18 protein-coding genes are annotated in these 21,654 nt (G+C 63.1%); 5 read left to right on the top strand and 13 right to left on the bottom strand.

Annotation, left to right across the window (positions count from 1 at the left end; genetic code table 11):
- Positions 1–93 precede the first annotated feature (93 nt).
- Positions 94–1,005 carry a LysR family transcriptional regulator gene (locus NKJ77_RS03080; protein WP_352534203.1) on the top strand — a complete coding sequence of 304 codons (912 nt, stop codon included), beginning with the start codon at positions 94–96 and terminating at the stop codon, positions 1,003–1,005.
- 11 nt (positions 1,006–1,016) lie between these two features.
- On the opposite strand, the gene NKJ77_RS03075 is transcribed toward NKJ77_RS03080, so the two are convergent.
- The 9 genes from NKJ77_RS03075 to NKJ77_RS03035 form a co-directional block, all read right to left on the bottom strand.
- On the bottom strand, positions 1,017–1,199 hold the full coding sequence (locus tag NKJ77_RS03075) for a hypothetical protein (protein ID WP_023831524.1): 183 nt from the start codon (positions 1,197–1,199) through the stop codon (positions 1,017–1,019).
- A gap of 65 nt (positions 1,200–1,264) precedes the next feature.
- A complete protein-coding gene (locus tag NKJ77_RS03070) occupies positions 1,265–3,586 on the bottom strand; it encodes a Tex family protein (RefSeq protein ID WP_023831525.1) in 2,322 nt (773 codons plus the stop codon).
- A gap of 114 nt (positions 3,587–3,700) precedes the next feature.
- Positions 3,701–4,882: a serine hydrolase domain-containing protein gene (locus tag NKJ77_RS03065; protein ID WP_023831526.1), complete on the bottom strand. Its 1,182-nt coding sequence runs from the start codon at positions 4,880–4,882 to the stop codon at positions 3,701–3,703.
- Positions 4,883–4,914: 32 nt separating this feature from the next.
- Entirely contained in the window at positions 4,915–6,111 is a 1,197-nt protein-coding gene (locus NKJ77_RS03060; RefSeq protein WP_023831527.1) for a serine hydrolase domain-containing protein, read from the bottom strand.
- A 62-nt stretch (positions 6,112–6,173) separates the two neighbouring features.
- On the bottom strand, positions 6,174–7,208 hold the full coding sequence (locus tag NKJ77_RS03055; protein ID WP_023671767.1) for an ABC transporter substrate-binding protein: 1,035 nt from the start codon (positions 7,206–7,208) through the stop codon (positions 6,174–6,176).
- Positions 7,209–7,231: 23 nt separating this feature from the next.
- Positions 7,232–8,032, bottom strand: coding sequence for an ABC transporter permease (locus NKJ77_RS03050; RefSeq protein WP_023671766.1), 801 nt, complete (start codon positions 8,030–8,032; stop codon positions 7,232–7,234).
- A complete protein-coding gene (locus NKJ77_RS03045) occupies positions 8,025–8,945 on the bottom strand; it encodes an ABC transporter permease (RefSeq protein ID WP_023696888.1) in 921 nt (306 codons plus the stop codon). Before NKJ77_RS03045 ends, NKJ77_RS03050 begins: the two co-directional genes overlap by 8 nt.
- A 2-nt stretch (positions 8,946–8,947) precedes the next feature.
- The gene (locus NKJ77_RS03040; protein WP_023691713.1) at positions 8,948–10,048 is read right to left on the bottom strand and encodes an ABC transporter ATP-binding protein; all 1,101 of its coding nucleotides are present in this window, start codon (positions 10,046–10,048) and stop codon (positions 8,948–8,950) included.
- A 156-nt stretch (positions 10,049–10,204) separates the two neighbouring features.
- A complete protein-coding gene (locus tag NKJ77_RS03035) occupies positions 10,205–11,884 on the bottom strand; it encodes an amidohydrolase (protein WP_023831528.1) in 1,680 nt (559 codons plus the stop codon).
- A 270-nt stretch (positions 11,885–12,154) separates the two neighbouring features.
- Here NKJ77_RS03035 and NKJ77_RS03030 point away from each other — a divergent pair, with 270 nt between their 5' ends.
- Both NKJ77_RS03030 and NKJ77_RS03025 read left to right on the top strand, forming a co-directional pair.
- The gene (locus NKJ77_RS03030) at positions 12,155–12,808 is read left to right on the top strand and encodes a TetR/AcrR family transcriptional regulator (protein ID WP_023686329.1); all 654 of its coding nucleotides are present in this window, start codon (positions 12,155–12,157) and stop codon (positions 12,806–12,808) included.
- Between the two features lie 24 nt (positions 12,809–12,832).
- A complete protein-coding gene (locus tag NKJ77_RS03025; RefSeq protein ID WP_023831529.1) occupies positions 12,833–13,864 on the top strand; it encodes a histone deacetylase family protein in 1,032 nt (343 codons plus the stop codon).
- Positions 13,865–13,954: 90 nt separating this feature from the next.
- On the opposite strand, the gene NKJ77_RS03020 is transcribed toward NKJ77_RS03025, so the two are convergent.
- Together NKJ77_RS03020 and NKJ77_RS03015 are read right to left on the bottom strand one after the other, a co-directional pair.
- On the bottom strand, positions 13,955–15,148 hold the full coding sequence (locus tag NKJ77_RS03020; protein ID WP_023831530.1) for a TMEM43 family protein: 1,194 nt from the start codon (positions 15,146–15,148) through the stop codon (positions 13,955–13,957).
- Between the two features lie 61 nt (positions 15,149–15,209).
- On the bottom strand, positions 15,210–18,116 hold the full coding sequence (locus NKJ77_RS03015) for a M16 family metallopeptidase (protein ID WP_352534199.1): 2,907 nt from the start codon (positions 18,114–18,116) through the stop codon (positions 15,210–15,212).
- A gap of 507 nt (positions 18,117–18,623) precedes the next feature.
- Between NKJ77_RS03015 and NKJ77_RS03010 the strand changes: the two genes are divergently transcribed.
- A complete protein-coding gene (locus NKJ77_RS03010; RefSeq protein WP_023831533.1) occupies positions 18,624–19,334 on the top strand; it encodes a helix-turn-helix transcriptional regulator in 711 nt (236 codons plus the stop codon).
- A complete protein-coding gene (locus NKJ77_RS03005; protein WP_023683474.1) occupies positions 19,331–20,101 on the top strand; it encodes a helix-turn-helix transcriptional regulator in 771 nt (256 codons plus the stop codon). Before NKJ77_RS03010 ends, NKJ77_RS03005 begins: the two co-directional genes overlap by 4 nt.
- A gap of 31 nt (positions 20,102–20,132) precedes the next feature.
- Here the strand turns inward: NKJ77_RS03005 and NKJ77_RS03000 are convergent, their stop codons facing one another.
- Both NKJ77_RS03000 and flhB read right to left on the bottom strand, forming a co-directional pair.
- Complete coding sequence (locus NKJ77_RS03000) at positions 20,133–20,570, bottom strand: BspJ family T4SS effector nucleomodulin (protein ID WP_023671756.1); 438 nt, start codon at positions 20,568–20,570, stop codon at positions 20,133–20,135.
- Positions 20,567–21,649: a flagellar biosynthesis protein FlhB gene (gene flhB / locus NKJ77_RS02995; RefSeq protein WP_352534197.1), complete on the bottom strand. Its 1,083-nt coding sequence runs from the start codon at positions 21,647–21,649 to the stop codon at positions 20,567–20,569. The genes NKJ77_RS03000 and flhB overlap by 4 nt, the downstream gene beginning before the upstream one ends.
- Between the last annotated feature and the right edge of the window lie 5 nt (positions 21,650–21,654).

The raw sequence follows: 21,654 nt of genomic DNA, 5'->3' as shown, positions 1-21,654 counted from the left end.
TCCCAAATCTTGAAGTGCTCGGGCTTATCCACCTCCGCTTCGGAAAAATCAAACAAAATTGCATCACAGATCAATGAGGTTTAGTAATGGATCATGAACGTCCAACGCCGGCTTTTACCCAGCACCAGCGCCCTTGCCGCCTTCGAGGCCGTGGCCCGCCTTGGCTCCTTCACCGCTGCCGCCCAGGAACTCAATTTGACCCAAGGGGCCGTCAGCCGCCAGATAGCCCTTCTGGAGGAACAGTTCGGCCGCCGGCTGTTCGAGCGCGACAGCCGCAATGTTCGGCTGTCCACGGCGGGCGAAATCTATGCCGAAGCCGTGCGGGCGGCACTCGGGCAATTGCACGACGCGGCGCTCGGATTGATGAGCAATCGGCATAGCGGCATGCTGAACCTCGCCATACTGCCGACCTTCGGCACGCGTTGGCTGATGCCGCTGATCCCGGATTTCGTCGCAGAAAACCCTGACATCACCATCAACTTTGTCACCCGCATCGGCCGCTTCGACTTCGCCCGCGAGCGGCTCGACGCCGCCATCCATCATGGCCAGCCCGACTGGCCGGACGCCGACTCCACGCTTCTGATGCGCGAGACCGTAATGCCGGTGGTCTCGCCAGACTTCCTTGCCAGCCGCGATATCACCACCGCGGCCGACATCAGCCGCCTGCCGCTGCTGCACATGGCGACGCGTCCCGGGGCCTGGGGCGAATGGTTCGAGGAACAGGGCTTGAGCGCACCGATCGGACCCGGCATGCAGTTCGAGCAATTCGGCACCGTTGCCCAAGCCTGCATGGCGGGGCTTGGCGTCGCGCTCCTGCCGCAAGTTCTTATCGCCGGCGAATTGCAGCGCGGTGAGCTCGTGCCGGCGCCGGGACAGCCGATGCAAAGCCGCAGCGCCTACTACCTCGTCGTCCCGAACGACAAGCGCGGCCACCCGCCCGTCGTCAGCTTTCGCGACTGGCTGCTGAGCCAGGTTGAGAAGGAACCGGCCGTTCTGGCCTGGTAGCTACTTCCGCTTCATCGGCTCGGTTTCCGGCTGGAAGCGCAGCGTTTTTGCGACTTGCGTTCGGCAACTTTCGCATCGAGCTTGCTGTTGATCCGGGCGAAAGCCTGGTCTCCATCGACCGAACTGCCACTCGCCATGCCCTCGTCCCAAAGACGCCCCAACTCTTGGACACTCACTTTCTCGAAACTTGCCATATCGCGCGTATCTCCACACAAGGATGGTAGATAACGCTCTAGCGATTGCAAGGAACCATTCGAGGCTACTTCCGCTTCAAGGCATCGGCCAGTGCTGCGCCAAACGCGCCTTGCTGTGCCGGTCGTACCGGCTGACGCTGCGGCATCGGCGAAGGTTGCGCCGGCTTGCCGCCGCCATTGTCGCGCGGCCCCTTCGGCGTCCCGCCCTCGCCGCCGTCCTTGCGCATGGACAGCGCGATGCGCTTGCGCTTGATGTCGACATCGACGACCCGCACCTTCACCACGTTGCCGGCCTTCACCACCTCATGCGCGTCCTTGATGAAACGGTCGGCCAGTTGCGAGACATGCACCAGCCCGTCCTGGTGCACGCCGATATCGACGAAGGCGCCGAAGGCAGCGACATTGGTAACGGTGCCTTCCAGAAGCATGCCGGGCTTCAGATCCTTGATGTCGTCGATGCCATCGGCAAAGGTTGCGGTCTTGAAGCCGGGGCGCGGGTCGCGGCCGGGCTTTTCCAGCTCGGCAATGATGTCGCGCACCGTCGGCAGGCCGAAGCGTTCGTCGACGAAGACTCGCGGATCGAGCGCCTTGAGCGCTGCGCTGTCGCCCATCAGCGAGCGCACATCGCGGCCGCAGGCAGCGACGATCTTCTTGGCCACGCCATAGGCTTCCGGATGGACCGACGAGGCGTCGAGCGGCTCGCTGCCATTGGCAATGCGCAGGAAGCCTGCGGATTGTTCGAACGCGCGCGGTCCAAGCCGCGCCACCTTGAGCAGTTCCTTGCGGCTGGCGAACGGCCCGGTCGCATCGCGATGCGCGACAATGGCATCGGCAAGCGACGCGCCTAGGCCTGACACGCGGGCCAAAAGCGGCGCCGAGGCGGTGTTGAGATCGACGCCGACAGCATTCACCGCGTCCTCCACCACCGCCTCCAGCGAGCGGCCAAGCCGGTACTGGTCGACATCATGCTGGTACTGGCCAACGCCGATCGATTTCGGCTCGATCTTGACCAGTTCGGCGAGCGGGTCCTGCAGGCGCCTGGCGATCGACACCGCACCGCGCAGCGACACGTCGAGCCCGGGAAACTCAGCCGCCGCTGTCGCCGAGGCCGAATAGACCGAGGCGCCGGCCTCGCTGACGATCACCTTGAGCGGCTTTGGCCCACCATCCGAAGGCATGTCGGACAGCATGTGGGCGACCAGCTTTTCAGTCTCGCGGCTGCCGGTGCCGTTGCCAATCGAGATCAGCTCGACCTTGTGCAGGCGGATGAGCTTGGCGAGTTCCGCCTGCGTGCCGCGCACATCGTTCCGCGGCGGAAATGGATAGACCGTCGTCGTCGCCAGCACCTTGCCGGTGCCATCTACCACCGCGACCTTGACGCCGGTGCGGATGCCGGGATCGAGCCCCATGGTCGGCCGCGATCCGGCGGGCGCTGCCAGCAGCAAATCCTTGAGGTTGCGTGCAAAGACATGGATCGCCTCTTCCTCCGCCCGCTCGCGCAGGTCACGCATCAAATCGAGCGTCAGGTGCAGCGAAAGCTTGATCCGCCAGGTCCAGCCGGCGACTTCCATCAGCCAGCGGTCGCCCGGCAGGCTGCCGCCGATGGCGTAGGCATTGGCGATCATCCGCTCGACCGGCTTCACCGGCGAGGCATCGTCGGCATCGACCTCTATGTCGAGCGACAACACCTCTTCGTTGCGGCCGCGCAGCATGGCCAGCGCACGGTGGCTCGGAACATTGGCCCAGCGCTCGACATGCTCGAAATAGTCGGAGAATTTCGCCCCGGCCTCCTGCTTACCGTCGACGACACGGGCACGCATGAAAGCGCGCTCCTTCATGTAGGTGCGAAGCTTGCCGACCAGATCGGCATTTTCCGCGAACTGTTCCGACAGGATGTCGCGTGCGCCTTCCAGTGCGGCCTTGGCGTCGGTCAAATCCTCGGTCACATAAGCCAGCGCCGCCTCGGCGGGCACCAACGACCGGTTGGCCAAAATAGCCTCCGCCAATGGCCCCAGCCCGCGCTCCCGGGCGATCTCGGCCTTGGTGCGGCGCTTGGGCTTGTAGGGCAGGTAGATGTCTTCCAGTTCAGCCTTAGTGGCGGCAGCCACAATTTTGGCCTCAAGTTCCTCGGTCAGCTTGCCCTGCTCGCGGATCGAACCGAGAATGGTATCGCGGCGCGCATCGAGTTCGCGCAGATAGGCCAATCGCTCGGCAAGGTCGCGCAATTGGGTGTCATCGAGCCCGCCGGTGACCTCCTTGCGGTAGCGCGCCACAAACGGCACCGTCGCGCCCTCATCGAGCAACCCTATAGCTGCTGATGCTTGCTCCGGCCGCGCCCCGATCTCTGCCGCGATGATGGATGCGATGCGTTTGCTGTCTGCTGCCATGCTGGTCCCTGTCGCAAAGAGCGGCGACCATAGGCGCTGATGTCCGTCACGCCAACCGCAGTGTTCTCAAGCGTCAAAGAGGTCCACAGGAAAGCGCCTTGCCTTGGCTCGTCCTCAGACCATCCCGCTCAGCGCCTCGAAAAAGGCAACGATCTCGCGTTCGAGCGGATAATCTTCAGGCACCGGCTGCGACCCCATTTTTGCAATCACCACTTCCGTCTTCGGATCGACGTAGAGCCATTGGCCATGGATGCCGATGCCGCAGAAAGCACCGTTTGCCGCACCCGTTTGGTACCACTTGTTGCGATAGCGGCCCTTCGGGAACAGATGCACCATCGTGCCGCGCTGCCAGGCCTCCGCGCTGCCGCCGGCAACGGTCGTATCGCGCACCCAGCCTTCCGGCACGATGCGCCGGCCATTGGCCGTGCCGCCCTGCCGCATCATCTCGCCGATACGCGCCAGGTCGCGCGGCGTCACCGAAATGCCGCCGGCGGTGCGCGCCGTACCTTCCATGTCGACGCCGATCGAAGCCTCGCTGACAGCACCCAGCGGCAGCCACAGTTTCTCGCGCATCAGGTCGGGGAAGCGCTGGCCGGAAGCTCGTTCGAGCAGCAGGCCGAGCAGATCGGAATTGGGCGAACGGTAGCGGAAGGTTTTGCCATGCGGTTCTTCGAGCCGCTGCAAGGTCAGAATGAATTCGCGCAAGCTTTCAGTGCCGCCGCCCGGATTCCACAGCGTCGCGCGGCGGTAACGGGCAAAGGCGCTTTCGGGATCGAGATAGGCCTCCTCGAAATCGAGGCTGACGCTCATGTCGAGCACATGCCGGCAGCTTGCATCGGCATAGGCCGAGCCGGCGGCTTCCGGAATGTACTGGGTCACCGGCGCTTCCGGGTCGAACACGCCCTCGCCTTCCAGTATTCCGGCGATGATGGCGGTGACCGATTTGCTGATCGAAAAGATGATGTGACGGGCGCCGAAATCCATATTGGGCGCGAACCAGTCGCCGATGACCTTGCCAGCCTTCATCACCGTCAGCGCGTCGCTGCTCGAACGTGTGAGGAATTCGGCCACCGTTTCCGGGGCGCTGGCGATCGAAACCTTTTCGCCGAGCAGGCCGCTCAGGTCCCGCACCGGCGCTTCGACGCTTCCCGGCGTCGCCGCCACGGGAGCGGTCGGCACCAGTTCGCCAAGGTTCTGGAATGACCAGCGGTTGAACGGGCTTTCGCGCCAGTTGGAGAGCAGCACCTCATTGCGGGCGAAGCCGTAGCGGGTCTCGAACGCGGTCTTGCCGGTCATGAACGTTTCCTCGGAGGGTGATTTGTTGTGGGTCAACCAAGCGCCATGGCGATGGTGTGCACCGCCTTCAGCGTTGCCACCGAATAGGCGACATTGCTGAAATCCGGATAGGTCGAAAGCTTGACCACGACCATGCCGGTGTCCCAGTCGATATGGATCATCTGCCCGAACACGCCCCGGCACATCAGCGCGCGTGAGCGCGGGTTTTCGATCCAGAACTGGTTGCGATAGCTGCCTTCGGGCAGGCTCGGATTGAAGTCCGGCCCATGCCTGCCGTTGCGCGTCGCCTCGATCCAGTCGGCCGGCACGATGCCGCGGCCCTTGTCGAGGATCAGCTGGCCGAAGCGGGCGTAATCGCGCAGCGTCGCGTTGAAGCCGCCATCGGCCAGCGCATAGCCGGCGCTGTCGACCGTGAAGCAGGCGCTTTCGTCGGCGCCGAGCTTTTGCCACAGCTCCTCGGACACCAGCTGCGCCAGCCGTTTACCGGTGACCCGCTCCATGATGAAGGCAAGCACGTCGGTCTCGATCGAGCGGTACTCGAACGCGACGCCATGCGGCCGCACCTTGTCCTTCAGCTGCTGGATCAACTCGAACAGATGCGGCGGCCATTGGAAATCCGGATCGCTGTCCGGCGGCACCGGCTTCCAGCCCGTGGCGACATCAACCTGGCCGATGTCGGAGTAACGGTCGGTGTATTCCTCGGAAAACCGCACGCCGGTGGTCATATCCAGCACATGCTGCACGCTGGCGCCGTCCCAGCCGGTCGCGCCGAGCTCCGGCAGATAGGCGGTCACCGGTTTGGCCGGGTCGATCAAGCCGCGCCCAACCAGAATACCGAACACGGTGCCTGTTACCGACTTCGCCATCGACTGCGACAGATGCAGCGTACGCTCGGCCATGCCGTTGAAATAGCGCTCATAGGCGACCTTGCCGTCTTTGAGCACCAGGAAGCCGTCCGTGTAGGTCTCGTCGAGCAGGCCAACGAGCGTCGTCGGACGGCCCTTGCTGTCTTCCACCGGCAGCGCGTCGAGATCGGTCTCTGCGCGCTCAAGACGATGGCGATGGCCATTGCCGCGCCAGACCTCGATGGTCGGCAGGAATTCGCGGATGTGTTGGAAGGCCCAGCGATTCCATGGCGGCCGGTCCCAGTCGAGCTTCGGCAGCACCATTTGAGGCGGCGAGCCCTGCATGATCGACGGCCGCGGATCGCTGTTGCGATAGGAGTCCATGAAAGCCATTCCGGAAAAGAAAAGACCCGGCGGCGCAGGCCGCCGGGTCTGTCAGGCTGCGGTTATTTCTGCAGTTCGGTCCAGATCTTGGTGTAGATGTCCTGGATCTCAGGCGCGCACATCTTCTGGAATTCGCCTTGTGCCTTCGCAGCCTCCGGAATGACGACTTCCGGGGCATCCTTCATATCGGCCGGCATGTACTTGTCCGAGCCGGTAATGGCGTTTGCGTAGCGATGGAAGGCCGAGAGGCCGGCCGCGTTTTCCGGATCCATGATGAAGTTCTGGAACAGCTTGGCGTTCTCGACATTTTTGGCTTCCTTGAGAACGACGACGTTATCGCTCCACAGGCCGTAGCCTTCCTTCGGATAATTGTAATGGATGGCCGGATTGGCCAGCCGCTGACGCAGCGCCGAACCGTTCCAGTCGCTGGTCGCCTTGAAGTCGCCGGCGCCCATCTTTTCGATGGTGTTGTATTCCATGGCGATCCAGTTCGGCTTGGCCGCGACAAGCGTGTCGCGCACCTTCTTCAGCACCGTCTTGTCGTCGGTGCACTGCTGGCCGCCGACATATTTGATCGCCGCGAAGATAACGTCATTCATCTCGGGAACGACATTGGTCTTGCCCTTCAGCTCGTCCGGCGTGTTGAAGATGATGCCCCAGCTGTCGGCTGGTCCCTTGTAGGCATCGGTGTTGACGACGACACCGACGGTGCCCAGCGCCCACGGCACGGAATATTTGCGGCCGGGGTCGAAGTCTGGATTGGCCCATTCCGGCGCCACGTTCTTGAAGTTCTCCATCTTGCCCGGATCGGTCTCCTGCACGAGGCCCTCCTTGATCCAGATCGGCACGTAGGTTTGCGACGGAACGGCGATGTCGAAGCCGGTGCCGCCCTGGCGTACCTTGGCGAGCGCCGTATCGTTGGAATCGTAATCGGTGATGGTCACCTTGACGTTGTATTTGGCTTCGAACTTTTTGATCACGTCGGGGCTGGTATAGTTGCCCCAATTGTAGATGTTCAGCTCGCCATCGGCGCGGGCCAGGCTCGTCGTTGCGAGCAGCGCCAACCCGATGGCGGCTGTCGTTGTTTTCCAGTTCATGGTTTTAGCTCCCATTTGTCGGTTCAGTCTCTTTTCCTGCTGACGAAGAAAAACAACGTGACGATCGCGACCGAAAGCAGCAGGAAGGCGGTCGATATCGCGTTGATCTCAGGCGTGATGCCGCGGCGGATCTGGCCGAGCATGTAGGTGGGCAGCGTATCCTGGCCGCCCGATTTGACAAACTCGGTGATGACGACGTCATCGAGCGAGATGACGAAGGCCAGCATCAGTCCGGCCAGTATGCCGGGCCACAAAAGCGGCAGCGTGATGCGGCGGAAGGTCTTCCAAGGCGTCGCGTACAGATCGGCGGCCGCGCGCTCCAGCGTCAGGTCCATGTTTTCCAGCCGCGCCCGGATCGGCAGATAGGCGAACGGGATGCAGAACGCCGTGTGCGCGGCGATCAGATAGCCGATGCCGGAATAGCCGGTGAAGATCTTGATGCGCGAGAAGAAGATCAGCAGCGCCACGCCGGTGACGATCTCGGGCACCATCAGCGGCTGGTTGATCGCCGCATATTTGAAGGTGAGGCCCGGATAGGACGCGGTGCGCGTGGTGGCAAGCGCGGCCATGGTGGCAAAGATTGTCGACAGCACCGCAGCCACGGCGCCGATCTGGAACGAGCGTAGCGTCGCGTCGATAACTTGCACGTTCTGCCAAGCCGACTGGAACCAGCGCATCGAAAAGCCGCCCCATTCGGACGTCGAGTTCGCCGCGTTGAAGGCATAGGCGACCAGCACGATGATCGGCAGATAGAGCACGATAAAACAGGTCGCAGCGATCACCGTGAAGCCGGTCTGGTGCTTGATGGAAAAGTTCTTAGCCATGCCGCGCCCCCGACTTGCCGGCATTGCGCACATAGGCAAGCAGCGCCACCATGACGATGATCATCACCGTGATCGACAGCGCCGAGCCGAGCGGCCAGTTGCGGCCTTGGCCGAACTGCAATTCGATCAGGTTGGACAGCATCATATTCTTGCCGCCGCCAAGCACGCTCGGCGTCACATAGGCGCCAAGGGCTGGAATGAAGACCAGGATGGAGCCGGCAATGACGCCGGGTTTGACCAGCGGGAAAATGATCTTCCGCAATACCTTGAATCGGGTCGCGTAGAGGTCGTAGCCCGCCTCGACGAGGCGAAAATCAAGCTTCTCCATGCTGGCATAGATCGGCAGCACCATCAGCGGCAGATAGACATAGGCCATGCCGATCAGAATCGCCGTGTCGGTGAAGAGGATCTGCACCGGCGCCGAGACGATACCAAGCTTGATCAGGATGGTGTTGATGATGCCTTCGTTGCGGATGATCTGCAGCACGGCGAAGGTGCGGATCAGAAGGTTGGTCCAGAACGGAATGGTGATCAGGAACAGCCAGAGATCCCTGGTTTTCTCGCTGCGCGTCGCCATGAAATAGGCGGTTGGAAACCCCAATGCCAAAGTGGCGATCGTCGTTATCACCGCCAGCTTGATCGAGCGCCAGAAGATGGTGACATGCGCTGCCGCAAGCGAAAGCGTATCGTCGAAAATGTCGCGTTCCATGAACACCGACAGCCAGGCATCGGGCGAAAACTGCCACTTCACATCGCCATAGGGGCCAGGCGTCAGGAACGAGTAGATCAGCACGATCAGCAAGGGGCCTGTCGCGGCGAGGAAGATCACCAGCAAGGCTGGCGCTGACAGCAGCCACCGGTCGCGCACATCGCGTCGCTGCGCTGCCTTGGCGACTTGTTCCGCGGTCGCCATGATCAGTCCTTCAGCACTTGCGCGGCGTCGTTGCCGATCATGATGCCGATCTGGCCGCCCTGCACGAAGCCGTCACCGGCGCCGCGGCTGTTCTGACGCCGCACGATGAACGGCTCGCCACCGGCAAGGCGCAGATGGAAGTGCGTGTCGGTGCCGAGATAGACGATGTTTTCGACGGTGCCGGACAGCGAAGCGCTCGGGCTGGCCGTGCCCAACTGCGCATGCTCTGGACGCACGACGATGGTGACCTTGCCGCTGGGGCTGAAGCCTTCCGGCAGCGAGGCTGGGATTTCCACACCAGACGGCAGCTTCACCGTCGCCCGGCCACCAGTCGCGCTAACCACATCCGCCTTGAGGAAGTTCGACTCGCCGATGAAGTCGGCGACGAAACGCTCGGCCGGCCGGTCGTAGATGTCGCGCGGCGAGCCGACCTGCAGGATCTTGCCCGACGACATCACCGCGATGCGATCCGACATGGTCAGCGCTTCCTCCTGGTCGTGGGTGACGAAGATGAAGGTGATGCCCGTCTCGTGCTGCAGCCGCTTCAATTCGATCTGCATTTCCTTGCGCAGCTTGTAGTCCAGGGCCGAGAGCGGTTCGTCGAGCAGGAGCACCTTGGGCTGCGGCGCCAGCGCCCGGGCGAGCGCCACGCGCTGCTGCTGGCCGCCGGAGATCTGGCTGGTGCGGCGGCCCGCCAGCGCCTCCATCTTCACCAGTTTCAGCATCTCGGCGACGCGCGCCTTGATCTCGGCCTTCGGCTTGCCCAGCATTTCCAGGCCAAAGCCGATATTGTCGGCGACCGTCATATGCGGGAACAGCGCGTAGGATTGGAAGACGGTGTTGACCGGCCGCTTGAAGGGCGGCAACGGCGCGATGTCCTGACCGTAGAGGAGGATTTCGCCGGCGGTTGGAAAGTCGAAGCCGGCAATCAGCCGCAGCAACGTGGTCTTGCCGCAGCCGGATGGTCCCAGCAGGGTGAAGAACTCATTCTCGCGGATGGATACCGAGACCGTATCGAGGGCAGCAACCTGCCCCTCACCCGATCCGAAAATTTTACTGACGTTTACGACTTCAATTGCATTCCGATCCGGTTTTTCCGGCACGATACGCCTCACTGTTGACCCCGCTCTTGCTGGCGGAGTTTTTCCCCTGTTCGATGTGACCACACGGCCGGTAGGTTGGCAAGTCCGGCATTGAACCACAGTTCAGTCGGTCATTTCGTCTTGCAAGCGGCAAGCTGTGCAAGCCGCATGCCATTGTCAGGCCTGGTAGGTTACCTTGCCACCGCAGACCGTCGTCACCGGTCGCAGCTTGTGCAGATCGGCCGGCGCCGTCTTCTCGATATCGGCCGACAAAACCACCAGATCCGCCATGTAGCCGGGTTTCAGAACGCCTTTGCGATGCTCGGCGAATTCGGCATAGGCGCCCTCGACCGTGTAGGCGGCAATCGCTTCCTGCAGCGAGAAACTCTGGTCAGGATCGCCTTCTGCCCATGGTTTGCGCTGCACTGCCGCCTGAATGCTCAGGATCGGGTCGATCGCTGCCACCGGCCAGTCCGAGGCGAACACGACATGGGCGCCGGCGCTTTTCAGGGTGCGCCAGGCATAGCTCAGCGGCCAGCGGGCCGGCCCGATGCGTGACACCGTCGGCTCCAGCGGAAAATCCATGGCGCCGGGCGGATGCGACGGCTGCATCGAGGCGATGACGCCGAGTTCGGCAAAACGCGGCACGTCGGCTGCTGTGGTGACCTCGATGTGCTCAACCCTGTGCCGGCTGTCGCGCTTGCCATTGACCTTCTGCGCCGCCTCGTAACCGTCGAGCACTGCGCGCACGGCGCCGTCACCGATCGAGTGCACGGCGATCTGCAGCCCGCGTTTGTCGATAGCCACGGCGAGATCGATAAATTGCTGCGGCGTGAACAGCGGCTCGCCGACCCAGTCGGGACGATCCGCATAGGGTTCGACCATAACCGCGGTCCAGGAATCGAGCACGCCGTCATAGAACACCTTGACCATGCCCGATGACAGCCACTCGCTGTCGTAGCGCTCGGCCATGACGGACGCCTTCTCGAGCATGTCGAGCGTCATGAAATTCTTGTAGTGGAACGGGATCTTGACGCGGCAGGGCAGGCCTTCCTCGGCCTCGATCTCGGAAAGCAATTCGAGTTGGTAGAGATTGCCATCCATGTTCTGGATCGAGGTGATGCCGTGGCGCGCGCACCAGGCAAGTCCGCGCCGCATGATGTCACGGTCAGCGGCCCGCTCGGCGGCCGACGGCATTGGGTCCGGCTCGCCGCCGGTCGACAGCCCCAACCGCACCCGGCTTTCGCCGGCAAGGTCGAGCACCGGACCGAAGGCCTCGCCCTCGCGCAATTCGCCCGCGGCCAGGCCGTCGTCACCCATCACGATCTCGTTGCCCGGACCGAGCGTGCGTCCCTTCAGGATGCCGGCCATCTCCAACGCCTTGGTGTTGGCCCACATCGTATGGTGGTCGGGTGCCGCCATGCAGAAGGGGCGGTCGGGCAGGATGGCGTCGAGATGATGGCGTGTCACCCGCTCGTCGCCGAGCACGGTGTAGTCGACGCCCTGTCCCACAAGCATCTTCGCCTCGGGCCACGTCGTGGCGTAGTCGCGGATGGCGCTTTGAAGCGCCTCGAAGCCATGGATACCGCCGAGTTGAAGATGCGCGAGCTCAGCCCCTCCCGAGAACAGATGCATGTGGGCTTCGATGAAACCGGGCAGGACCGAACCGCCCGTGGCGTCGATCACGTCTGTGGTCGTTCCCTTGAGTTTTTCGATGGCGGCGTGGTTGCCGATGGCGATGATGGCGCCGTCCTTGACGGCAATCGCCTCGGCGGCGGGATTATCATCGTCCATGGTCCGCACGCGACCATTGATGACGATCAGATCAGCATTTTGACCCGCACCCGTGACAGACATCGCGACTCCGCGCTTTTGACGACTGGCTGAGACCGACAACCCTCTTGTCCGACAAGCTGCCACTCCGCTGGAGCGGCGTTATCGGACGAAAACTGATGCCAGTGCGCTGTTTCGAAATTCCCCTTGTGATCTCTCAAAACAGCGTGGATAAAAGAATGCGACTAATTATTCGCGTTTGTCAACGTGCCGAATTTCGAATGTATTGTGGACAACACACCACTTGAGACCGGGACCTGTGTTGAAACCGGCAGGGAACGAAGGCATCAATCCGTGAAGCGCAGTCTCAGCCGCGAAACCAGGATGGCGCTCGAACCGCGCAAGCAGCCGCGGCAGGAACGGTCGAGCAAGGTGGTCGACCGGATACTCGACGCGGCTTTGATCCTGACGCGGGAGCAGGGAACCAAGACGCCGACGACGCTCGCCATTGCCCGGCGCGCGGGCCTGTCGGTCGGTTCGGTCTACCAGTACTTTCCCAACAAGGAAGCCATTCTCCTCGACCTCGCCCGGCGCTGGCTGTCGTCGTTTCCCGAGGTGATCGCCAGGCGCATCGAGGTCACCCCACCCACCAACCGCGACGAGTTTCGGCAGGAGGTGCGCAAGCTCTTCATCGATACCTCCAGAATATATCTCGAAAACGCCACCCTGATGCCGGTGATCGAGGCGATATCCGGCAATGCCGACCTCAGGCCGATCCAGGACGAATATGACGAGCAGATCATCGCGCTTTACGCCGCGTGGCTGCAGCATGTGAACCCGGCCCTTGAAGACAAGATCGCCAGCCGACTCGGCGTGCTGATGATGGATGTCGGGCACGCCTGCCGGCTTGTGGGGTTGAAGCGGGATCGCAAGACATACGACCTCATTGAGGACGATGTGGAAAGAATGTGGCTCGCTCTGGTCACCCCCTATCTCAACCTTGACTGATTTCGCTATTTCGAGAGGAAATTCATGAAGACTGTCTATTCGCCGCTTCATGCCGGCCATGCCGGCCAGATGGAACTGGTCACGTCGGCAATCGTGCCGGGTTTCGAAAAGCCGTCGCGGGCCGAGTTCATCAAGGCGCGGGTCGAGAGCGAGAAGCTGGGGCCGATCATCGGACCGGTCGAGCACGATCTCACAGCCGCCAAGCGCATCCACAAGGCCGACTATATCGACTTCCTGCCGACCGTCTGGCCGGCGTGGAAGGCCGCCGGCTTCGAGGGCACGGCGATGCCCTTCACCTGGCCGACGCGCGGCCTGCGCGGCGACGTGCCACCCAAGCGCGTCGACGCCTTGCTCGGCTACTATTCCTTCGACGCCGGCGCCACCTTCGTCGAAGGCACATGGACCGCGATCAAATCGTCCTATGACGTGGCGCTGACGACGGCGGCCTTGGTCAAGGGTGGCGAGCGGTCGGCCTTCGCGCTCTGCCGCCCGCCCGGCCATCACGCCGGTGCCGGGTTCATGGGCGGCTACTGCTACATCAACAATGCCGCGGTCGCCGCGCAGTGGTTCCTCGATCAGGGCGCAAAACGCGTCTCGATCCTCGACGTCGACTATCACCACGGCAATGGCACGCAGGAGATCTTCTATGAACGCGCCGACGTGCAGGTTCTCAACCTGCATGGCGATCCCATGGTGGAGTATCCGTTCTTCCTCGGCCATGCCGATGAACGCGGCGCCAGCGCCGGCGAAGGTTTCAACGTCAATTATCCCATGCCCTTCGGCACCAATTGGGACGCCTGGAACGCCTCGCTGGAGGACGCTTGCGCCAAGCTCGCCGCCTACGCCCCCGATATCGTCATCGTGTCGCTCGGCGTCGACACCTTCGAGAAGGACCCGATCAGCCAGTTCAAGCTGAAAAGCCCGGACTATCCGAAGATCGGCCATCGCATCGCCAAGCTCGGCCTGCCGACGCTGTTCGTGATGGAAGGCGGCTACGCCGTCGAGGAGATCGGCATCAACGCCGTCGGCGTGCTCACCGGCTTCGAGGACAAATAGGAAAGCAATTCCAGGACAAGTGTGAGGCGGTTTTCCGGCCGGAATTGCGCCAAAGAGATATGGGGCGGCTCCGGCCGCCCCGACCTCTATCTAGGCGGCCGCCGCCGGGTTGGGCGCAACCACCGGAACGGCTGGCCTTCGCGACCGACCGATACGGTAGACAATCACCGCCGCAATCACGCCTGCCGCCAGGATGGCGAGCGCCAGCAACGGTCGGTACCAGAACCAGGCAATCGCAATCGTCACCGTGCCGACCAGGATCGCCAGGACGAAGGCGATGATGCCGGTGCCCATCCGCGCCATGCTGCCGAGGAAGGGTATGACGTCGAGGATCACCCCGATCGGGCTGAGGAACAGCGCAAAGCCTATGGTCAGCAACAGCAAGCCGGCGCCGCGCAGCAGCCAGGTGATCAGCGTGTTGGCGCTGACCGCGTCGGCGAACATCTTTTCGGCCGGGACGTTGCCGGTATCGACCATCAGCAGCGCATCGCCGGCTTGCGTCTGGTAGGGCTCGAAGCGGCTGCCGGCCTGGCGCGCGATGATACTGATCACGCCCAGCGGCGCCAGTTCGTAGCCGATTCGATAGTCACCCAAAGCGGGCGTCGTGTTGTCATTGCCGAGAAAAATCTTGCCATCGACGATGCTGAGCGGTTTCGTTCCGGTATAGGCAGCCTTTATCGCCGCCGACTGGTCGGCTGAGAGCGAATAGTCCTTGTCACCCTCGATACGGTCCAGCACTGGCGTATCGAGATCGAAGGCGACAAGCTTGCCCTCAGGAATCTGGAAGGTCCGGCCGTGGATTTCCATCGGCGGATTCTGGTGGCCGTCCGGCTTCTTGAAGTCCGACGAGTCGATCTGGCTGTCGTCCCACACCTTGGAATAGCTGTAGGTGGTCACCGTCTCTTCGCCACCGCCGAGCTTCTTGGTCGTCTGCGACTTGGACTCTTCCTTCCACTGATACATCTCGACACTGCGCGACAGCCGCAGCCCTTGCGTGGCGATGCCGAAATCCGGATCCGCCAGGCCGCTGTCCGCCGTCACCAGTCCGCTGACATGAACCAGCTTGCCGTCATTGGCGGTATCGACGCTGTCGGCGCCGACCGAAACCACCGCTCCAGAACCTTCGGCCAGCGAGCGCGCCGTCTGCACGGCGCGGCCTTCGTTCCAGAACAGCCCGATCACCATCAGCACGATCAAGATAAGGCCGAAGATGACCCCGCCGACGGCGCGCTTGATCCGCCCGAACCACGAGACGGATGTGACTTCCCGAAATGAATCGCTCATCGTTTCCCCCGAAACAAAGTTGCCCAAGATTTAAACGCGGCCGGCGGCCGCCTCGTATCGATCAGTCGGCGTGGATCTGCGCGCCGCAGTCCCTATCGCCTGTACAGGAATGCACCGCCCGTGTCGTGCCGCCATCGCCGACCCGCCATGGCGATGCGGAGAGCGGCGCCTGGCGATTGCCCCCGAGAAGATCGAGCGCCCGCATCGCCGTCTCTTCGCCGACCTCGTCACGCTTGACGATCTCGACGTCCTTGAAACCGATAGCGGCAAGCTGCGCCATCACCACATCGGGGTCGCCCGCCACCACGATCAGCGACGGATCGAGCGACGCAAGGGCCAGCGCCTGTTTCTGAACCGCATCGAGCGTCAGCTTTGTGCGCGCCGCCATGCGGGTTTGCTGGTCCTCCAGCGTCGATCCGCTGCCGACCGCGCCAATCAGCGAGGAGAACAGACCAGCCGACGTCTCGGCCGATCCAGCCAGCGCCCGGCGATAGACAGTCACCGTGCGGTCGACCTCGTCCTGCGCCACCGGCAAGGTGGTCAGGCCGGCAAATCCTTTCAGGATTTCGGTAATCGCCGGCCCTGTGTTGGCGCGCTCGACGGTGGTTGCCACGACCAATCCCGAGCCGGCCTTCATCGGGCTCATCAGATAGCTCGACACGCCATAGGAGTAGCCCTTCTCCTCGCGGATCACCGAATTCAGCCGGCTGGAGAAATCGGCGCCAAGCAGGTTGGAGACCGCGGTCGATTCGGCGCGCTCGCTCTCGTCGGTGCCGGGCGCCGGCCGCGCCACGAACAGCGCCGACTGGCTGGCGCCGGGTTCGGGCACCAGCAGCACTTTCTGTCCCCCGTTGAAATGCGCCGCCGGCGACGGCTCGACGGCATAGCCGTCGGTGTCGCTTGTCCACGCGCCGAATGCTTTTTCAAGGCTGGCGGCGACGGTCGCGACCGGCATCGGGCCGACGCTGTAGAAGGTCACCGCCTTCGGCGTGAACTCCGCCTTGAATGCGTCCCTCGCCTCGTCGAGCGAGATCGAGGCCAGCGCCTTTGCCGACCAGTCCACCGCTGTCTTGCCCGGCACCTGCGGGATCAGCGTCGCCTTTGCCATGCGGCCGGCAACGCCGGGCAGATCCGCCTCGCGGCCGTTTAGCCAGTCGACCGTCTGCGCCATCAGCACCGTCCATTCGGTCTTGTCGAAACGAGGCTTCAGCACCGCGTCGGCGAGCAGGCCAATACCCTGATCGAGCTTTTCCGGCGGCACGCCGAGCGTCATCATCGTGGTCAGCGTTCCGGCCTGGTGGCCGACGCCGGCGCCGATGTCGCTGGCCGCCTTGGCGAAATCAGCCGAGCCGCGATCGGCGGCCCCGCGTGTCGCCATGCTTGCTGCAAGCTCCAGCAATCCCTCCTTGCCTTCCGGCACGCTGTTCCAGCCGCCGGCGGCACTGGCCGCGACATAGACCATCGGCGCTTCCGGCATTGTGTAGTGGACGAGTTTGATGCCATTCGAGAGCGTCGCCGTTTCCATGGCGGGCAGTGTTGCCGAAGGCGCTTGCCCGGCCGCATGCTTCGGAATGTCGATCGCCGCTCGCTCCGGCGCGGTGAACGGCTGCGGTGTGCCGGACGAGCCGATCAGTGCATCGGGATAGCCGCCGCGCGGTCCGGGCTTCAGCACCAGCACGCTGGCGTCTTCCGGTTTCAACAGCCGCTTCATCGTGGCCTCGACATCCGCCACGCTGGCGTCCTTCACCCGCGGGTCGTCGACCAGCGCGCTCTGCGCATCGCCGAGCACGTCGGCATTGTAGGAGACGACGCCGGCGCGATCCTTCAGTGCTTCGCTGCCGAGCCGCGCTGCCTGCAAGATGCCCGTGCGCGCACGCTCGACATCGACCGGATCGAGCGGGGTCTTCAGGAAATCCGCGAACGCCGTTTTCATCGCGCTTTCCAGCGCTTCCGGCGCCACACCTTCGGCGGCACCCGCCTCGAAGGTAAAGCGGCCACCGAGCAGACCGCCGGTCCAGCTCGCGCTGGCATAGGTGGCAATGCCCAACTGCGAAACCAGCCGGTTGCGCAAAAATCCATATTCGCCGTTGCCGAGCAGTTCGGCGGCAATGCTGAGCGCACCATTGTCGGGCGACTGCGCCACCGGGCCACTGAAGCCGACCACGACGATGGGGCTTGGTACACGATCCTCGAGCACCAGCTTGAGCCGGGCCTGCGTCGGTGCCGGCACGGCGGGCCGCGCCACATCGGCGCCGCGCGCCACGCTGCCGAACGTGTCGGCAATCAGCGCCTTGGTGTCGTCGATCTCCAAGTCGCCGACCAGCACCAGCACCGCATTGTTGGGCAGATAGTAGCTGTTGAAGAAACCCCTGACATCGTCGAGCGTCGCCGCATCAAGATCGGCGACCGAGCCGATGACCATGCGGCTATAGGGATGCGGCTTCGGGAACAGCCCGGACCAGAAAGCTTCCCAGCCGGATGCGCCGGCCTTGTCGAGCACGTTCTGGCGCATCTCGTTCTTGACCACCGAGCGCTGCAGATCGAGCTTGGCCTGAGTCACCGAACGGCCGAGATTGGCCATGCGGTCTGCCTCAAGCGACAAGATCATCGGCAGTGACGACGACAGCCCGTCGACATAATAAACCGTGCCGTCCTCGGTGGTCCAGGCATTGATCTCGTTGCCGAGCGCGGCGTGCGCGCCGAACACGTTCGGCCAGGCCGGCGTGCCGGAAAACATCAGATGTTCGAACAGATGCGCAAAGCCCGAGCGTCCCGCGGGTTCATTCATCGACCCGACGCGGTAGCGCAGGTTCATCACCACCTTCGGCACGCGATGGTCGGGCACCAGCACCACCTGCAGCCCGTTGTCGAGCGCATAGGTAACGGTCGGCTCAGCCTTGGCGGGCGCTGCCATGCCGGCAAGAGCCGCAAGCACCACCGTGAACGCCAGGAAAACCTGCTTCATCATGACCCCCGATGCTGATGGCCGCGAGCAAGCGCCGCCAAATCCGCCGTATGACCGAAGGGATGCCCACCCCTCACGGCTGCCGAGACCCTATCGGAATCGATCGGCCCTCGATACGGCAGTATCGCAACACCCTCTGGCTTTTTCGTGTCGGCGTTTCAGGCCTTTTGCGGCGGAAAAGGCCGCGAAAGCAGCCCCTGAGTCGCTTGAGTCCAATAATATTGATTTTGTCAAATCGCGTTTGATGTCGGATTCATCTGCGGGTAGATTAGACCCGAATCAGCCGGTCCTTGGGGGGCGCGGCGACCACCCAAAGTCTCAAGTTCCGGCCAATGACCGGCACCAGACGCGGACGGCTTCGCGTTCCCTGAATGGATTCGGCGATCAGCGCGACCGCCGCGCCGTGTGAGTGCTTCGTAAACGTGATGCGTCTTCAAGTTCGGCCGCTGCTAACCCCAGCGTCCGGGCTCAAGAAAAGACTCCGGCCATGACATACAACCAAAGCATCCAATGAGCAGTTCCGCCGCGCCTCTCCAATCCGATACGTTAGGCTCGCGCCTCGAATCGCGCGGCGATCTCACCTCCTTTTTCATGCAGCTTGCCGCCGAGATCGGCGCCGACAGCTACATGCTCGTCGCCATCGTCCACGACCAGGACCGCAACGACGCCCGCATCGTCTCATCCAACTGGATCTTCGACGCCATTGAACTGATCGGCAAGCGGCTGATCGCCGGCCTTGCCCAGGGACCGCTGACCGTTGCACCTGGCATCCGCCCGAGGCCCCTGGTCGCCGCCGCGGCACCCGACGCCGGCGGACTGCTCACAGGCGAAGAGGCGCGCCTGCTCGACGTGCTTGGACATGCCGAAGTCTATTCACTGCGGCTCAATGTCGGCCGCCAGCGGCTGTTTGCGCTTTTCTCGGCGGCCGAGGCCGGCAGTATCGACCAGCCGGCGCTGATGAAGGCTCAGTTGAAGTGCTGTTACGCGCTGTCCGCCATCCCGCAATTGATCGCCGCCGTCGCCATGCAGGACCCGCTGTCCGACCGCGAGCGCGAATGCCTGTTCTGGGTGTCTGAAGGCAAAACCACCGATGAGGTCGCAGTGATCCTCGGGGTCTCGTCCAACACCGTCAACAGCTACATCACCCACGCCATCCAGAAATTCGCGGCGTCGAACCGCGCGATGGCCATCGCCACGGCGATCAGGAGCGGCATCATTTGAAACATGCTGACATCAAGGCGGCGGCCGAAGCCCTTTTCAACGAGCAGCGCAATCCGTTCGGCGCCTTCTCCATCGGTTCCGAGACGCACCATGCCGTTACCATCCCGGACGCGGTGCGCCGCTGCCGCTGGATCGCCGTCGACATCAACGCGTCGGCGTTTGGCCTCTACTTCGTCAGCCCCTCGCCGGAACGGGCGCGCCTGGTGCCGAGCTTCGATTCCGACTATCCCGCCACCGCGGTGACAACCAAGTTCATTGCCGGCGCCAATGGTGAGGAGATGGTTCGCCACAGCGGCGCCTCGACAGCGCCGCGCTGGTGGGCCGATGACGGCATCGCCGGCTCGGACGCCGTCTTCAAGAACCTCGCCTGGGCGGAGCGGACGGAGCCGCTGGCGCCGGGCACCAACGGCATTGGCTTTCCCGTCCATGCCGATCGCGGCCATTGCGGGCTGGTGGTGTTCCTCGGCTCGACGATCGCTTTGCCGGAGGACACGCTCTACGAAATCCACGCCCGCTGTTTTTCGCTGTTCGCCGCCGTCGCCCGCATTCGTCCGAACGATGCCGGCCGGATGCGGTCGATCTCCAAGCGTGAACTGGAGTGCCTGAAGCTGACCGCCAACGGCAACACCAGCGAAGAGATCGCCAGGCTGTTGAAGCTGTCGGTCCACACCGCCAACCAGTATCTCACCCAGTCGACGCAGAAGCTCAACGCGGTCAACCGCAACCAGGCGGTGGCCAAGGCGCTGCGGCTGGGGCTGATCGAGTGATCGCGTCTGGCAGTTGGAGTAAGACAAAAGATCAGCGATAGGCGAGCGGCTCGGTCCGGCGAATCCGCGCCTCTTCGATCACCGTCTCCAGCAAGGCCGTGTTGTGCTCGGGGTCCTCGCCCGGCTTTTCGAACGACACATAGTTGACCGCGACCGAAGACCTCTCCTCGCTCAGCGTCAGCTGGAAATAGACGGTGACGCCCGGCGGCCGAAGCTCGAGATCGAGCACGATGCGCGGGCTGCCGCTCCAGTCGACATGTGCCTCTCCGCCATGGCCGAGCCTGAGCGTGCCCGGCAGGAAGAACAGCTCCACCGCCGAATCCACCAGATCCGACAGGCAAGCGAAATGCTCGAGCCGGATGAAAGCGATGTAGTCGGCGACATCGATCAGCCGCAACTCGTCGACCACCTGCTCGATGGCCTTGGCGACGATGAGTTCGCGGGATTTTGCGTGCGGTTGGCGGTTCATGAAATTTGTCTCCGCTCAGCCTTTTTGGAGTAGACGATCCGCACCAGTTCGGCGACGGCCTGGTAGAATTGCGACGGGATCACGCTATCAACCGAAACTTGCTTGTACATGGAGCGGGCGAGCGCCACGTCCTCGAAGATCGGGATGTTGTGCTCCTTGGCAACCTCGCGAATCTTGAGCGCCACAAGGTCCTGGCCCTTGGCCAGCACCATGGGTGCTGAATCCTCGTCGCGGACATATCTGAGCGCGATGGAAAAGTGCGTCGGATTGGCGATGATCAGCGTCGCGCGCGGCACCGCCGTCATCATCCGCTTGCGCGCCCGGTCACGCGCCAGCGAGCGCAGCCGCGACTTGATGATCGGGTCGCCCTCGGACTGTTTGAACTCGTCCTTGACCTCCTGCTTGGTCATCCGCAGATCCTGCTTCCAATGGAAGCGCGACCAGACGACGTCGACCGCCGCGATCAGCCCCATGACGAAGACGATCGCCACCAATATGTCGACGGTGATGCTTTTGATGACGAGGCCGAAAGCGACGGGGTTGGTGATCATGCCGGCCAGGAGCTGGCGGTAGTCCTGCGACAGCGTGAAGTAGAGCACGATACTGGCGAAGCCGAGCTTGCCCAGCGATTTCAGGAATTCTACCCAGCCCTGAATACCGAACATCCTGGTCCAGCCCTTAGCTATCGAGATGCGCGACAGTTGCGGCCGGATCCGCTCGCCGACGACTTGCGGCATGTTCTGCAGCACCGAGGCGCCGATGCCGGCCACCACCAGCAGCACCAGCAGGCTGACGACGGCGTTGCCTATTTCCATCATCACGGTCTTGTAGAGCGCGATGACGTCGGTCTCGGTGTCCATCGGCCACGCCTCGGGCTTTTCCAGGAACATCGACAGGAACATGCCGAGATCAACGACCGCGTCCTTGGCGTAGAAGACGGTGAACACCAGTATGGCGATGAAGGACGCCAGAAGTGCGGCCTCTCGCGAATGGGGCAGCTTGCCCTGTTCGACGGTGTCGCGGATCTTCTTTTCGGTCGCGTCTTCGGTTTTGGAGTCTTTGTCCGCCGCTTCAGCCATTCAGC

Origin of the sequence: Mesorhizobium sp. M0052 (assembly GCF_040323255.1) — a bacterium.
Lineage (GTDB): Bacteria > Pseudomonadota > Alphaproteobacteria > Rhizobiales > Rhizobiaceae > Mesorhizobium.
The sequence above is the reverse complement of the archived record's forward strand: the minus strand, read 5'-3'. Positions and strand labels throughout refer to the sequence as shown.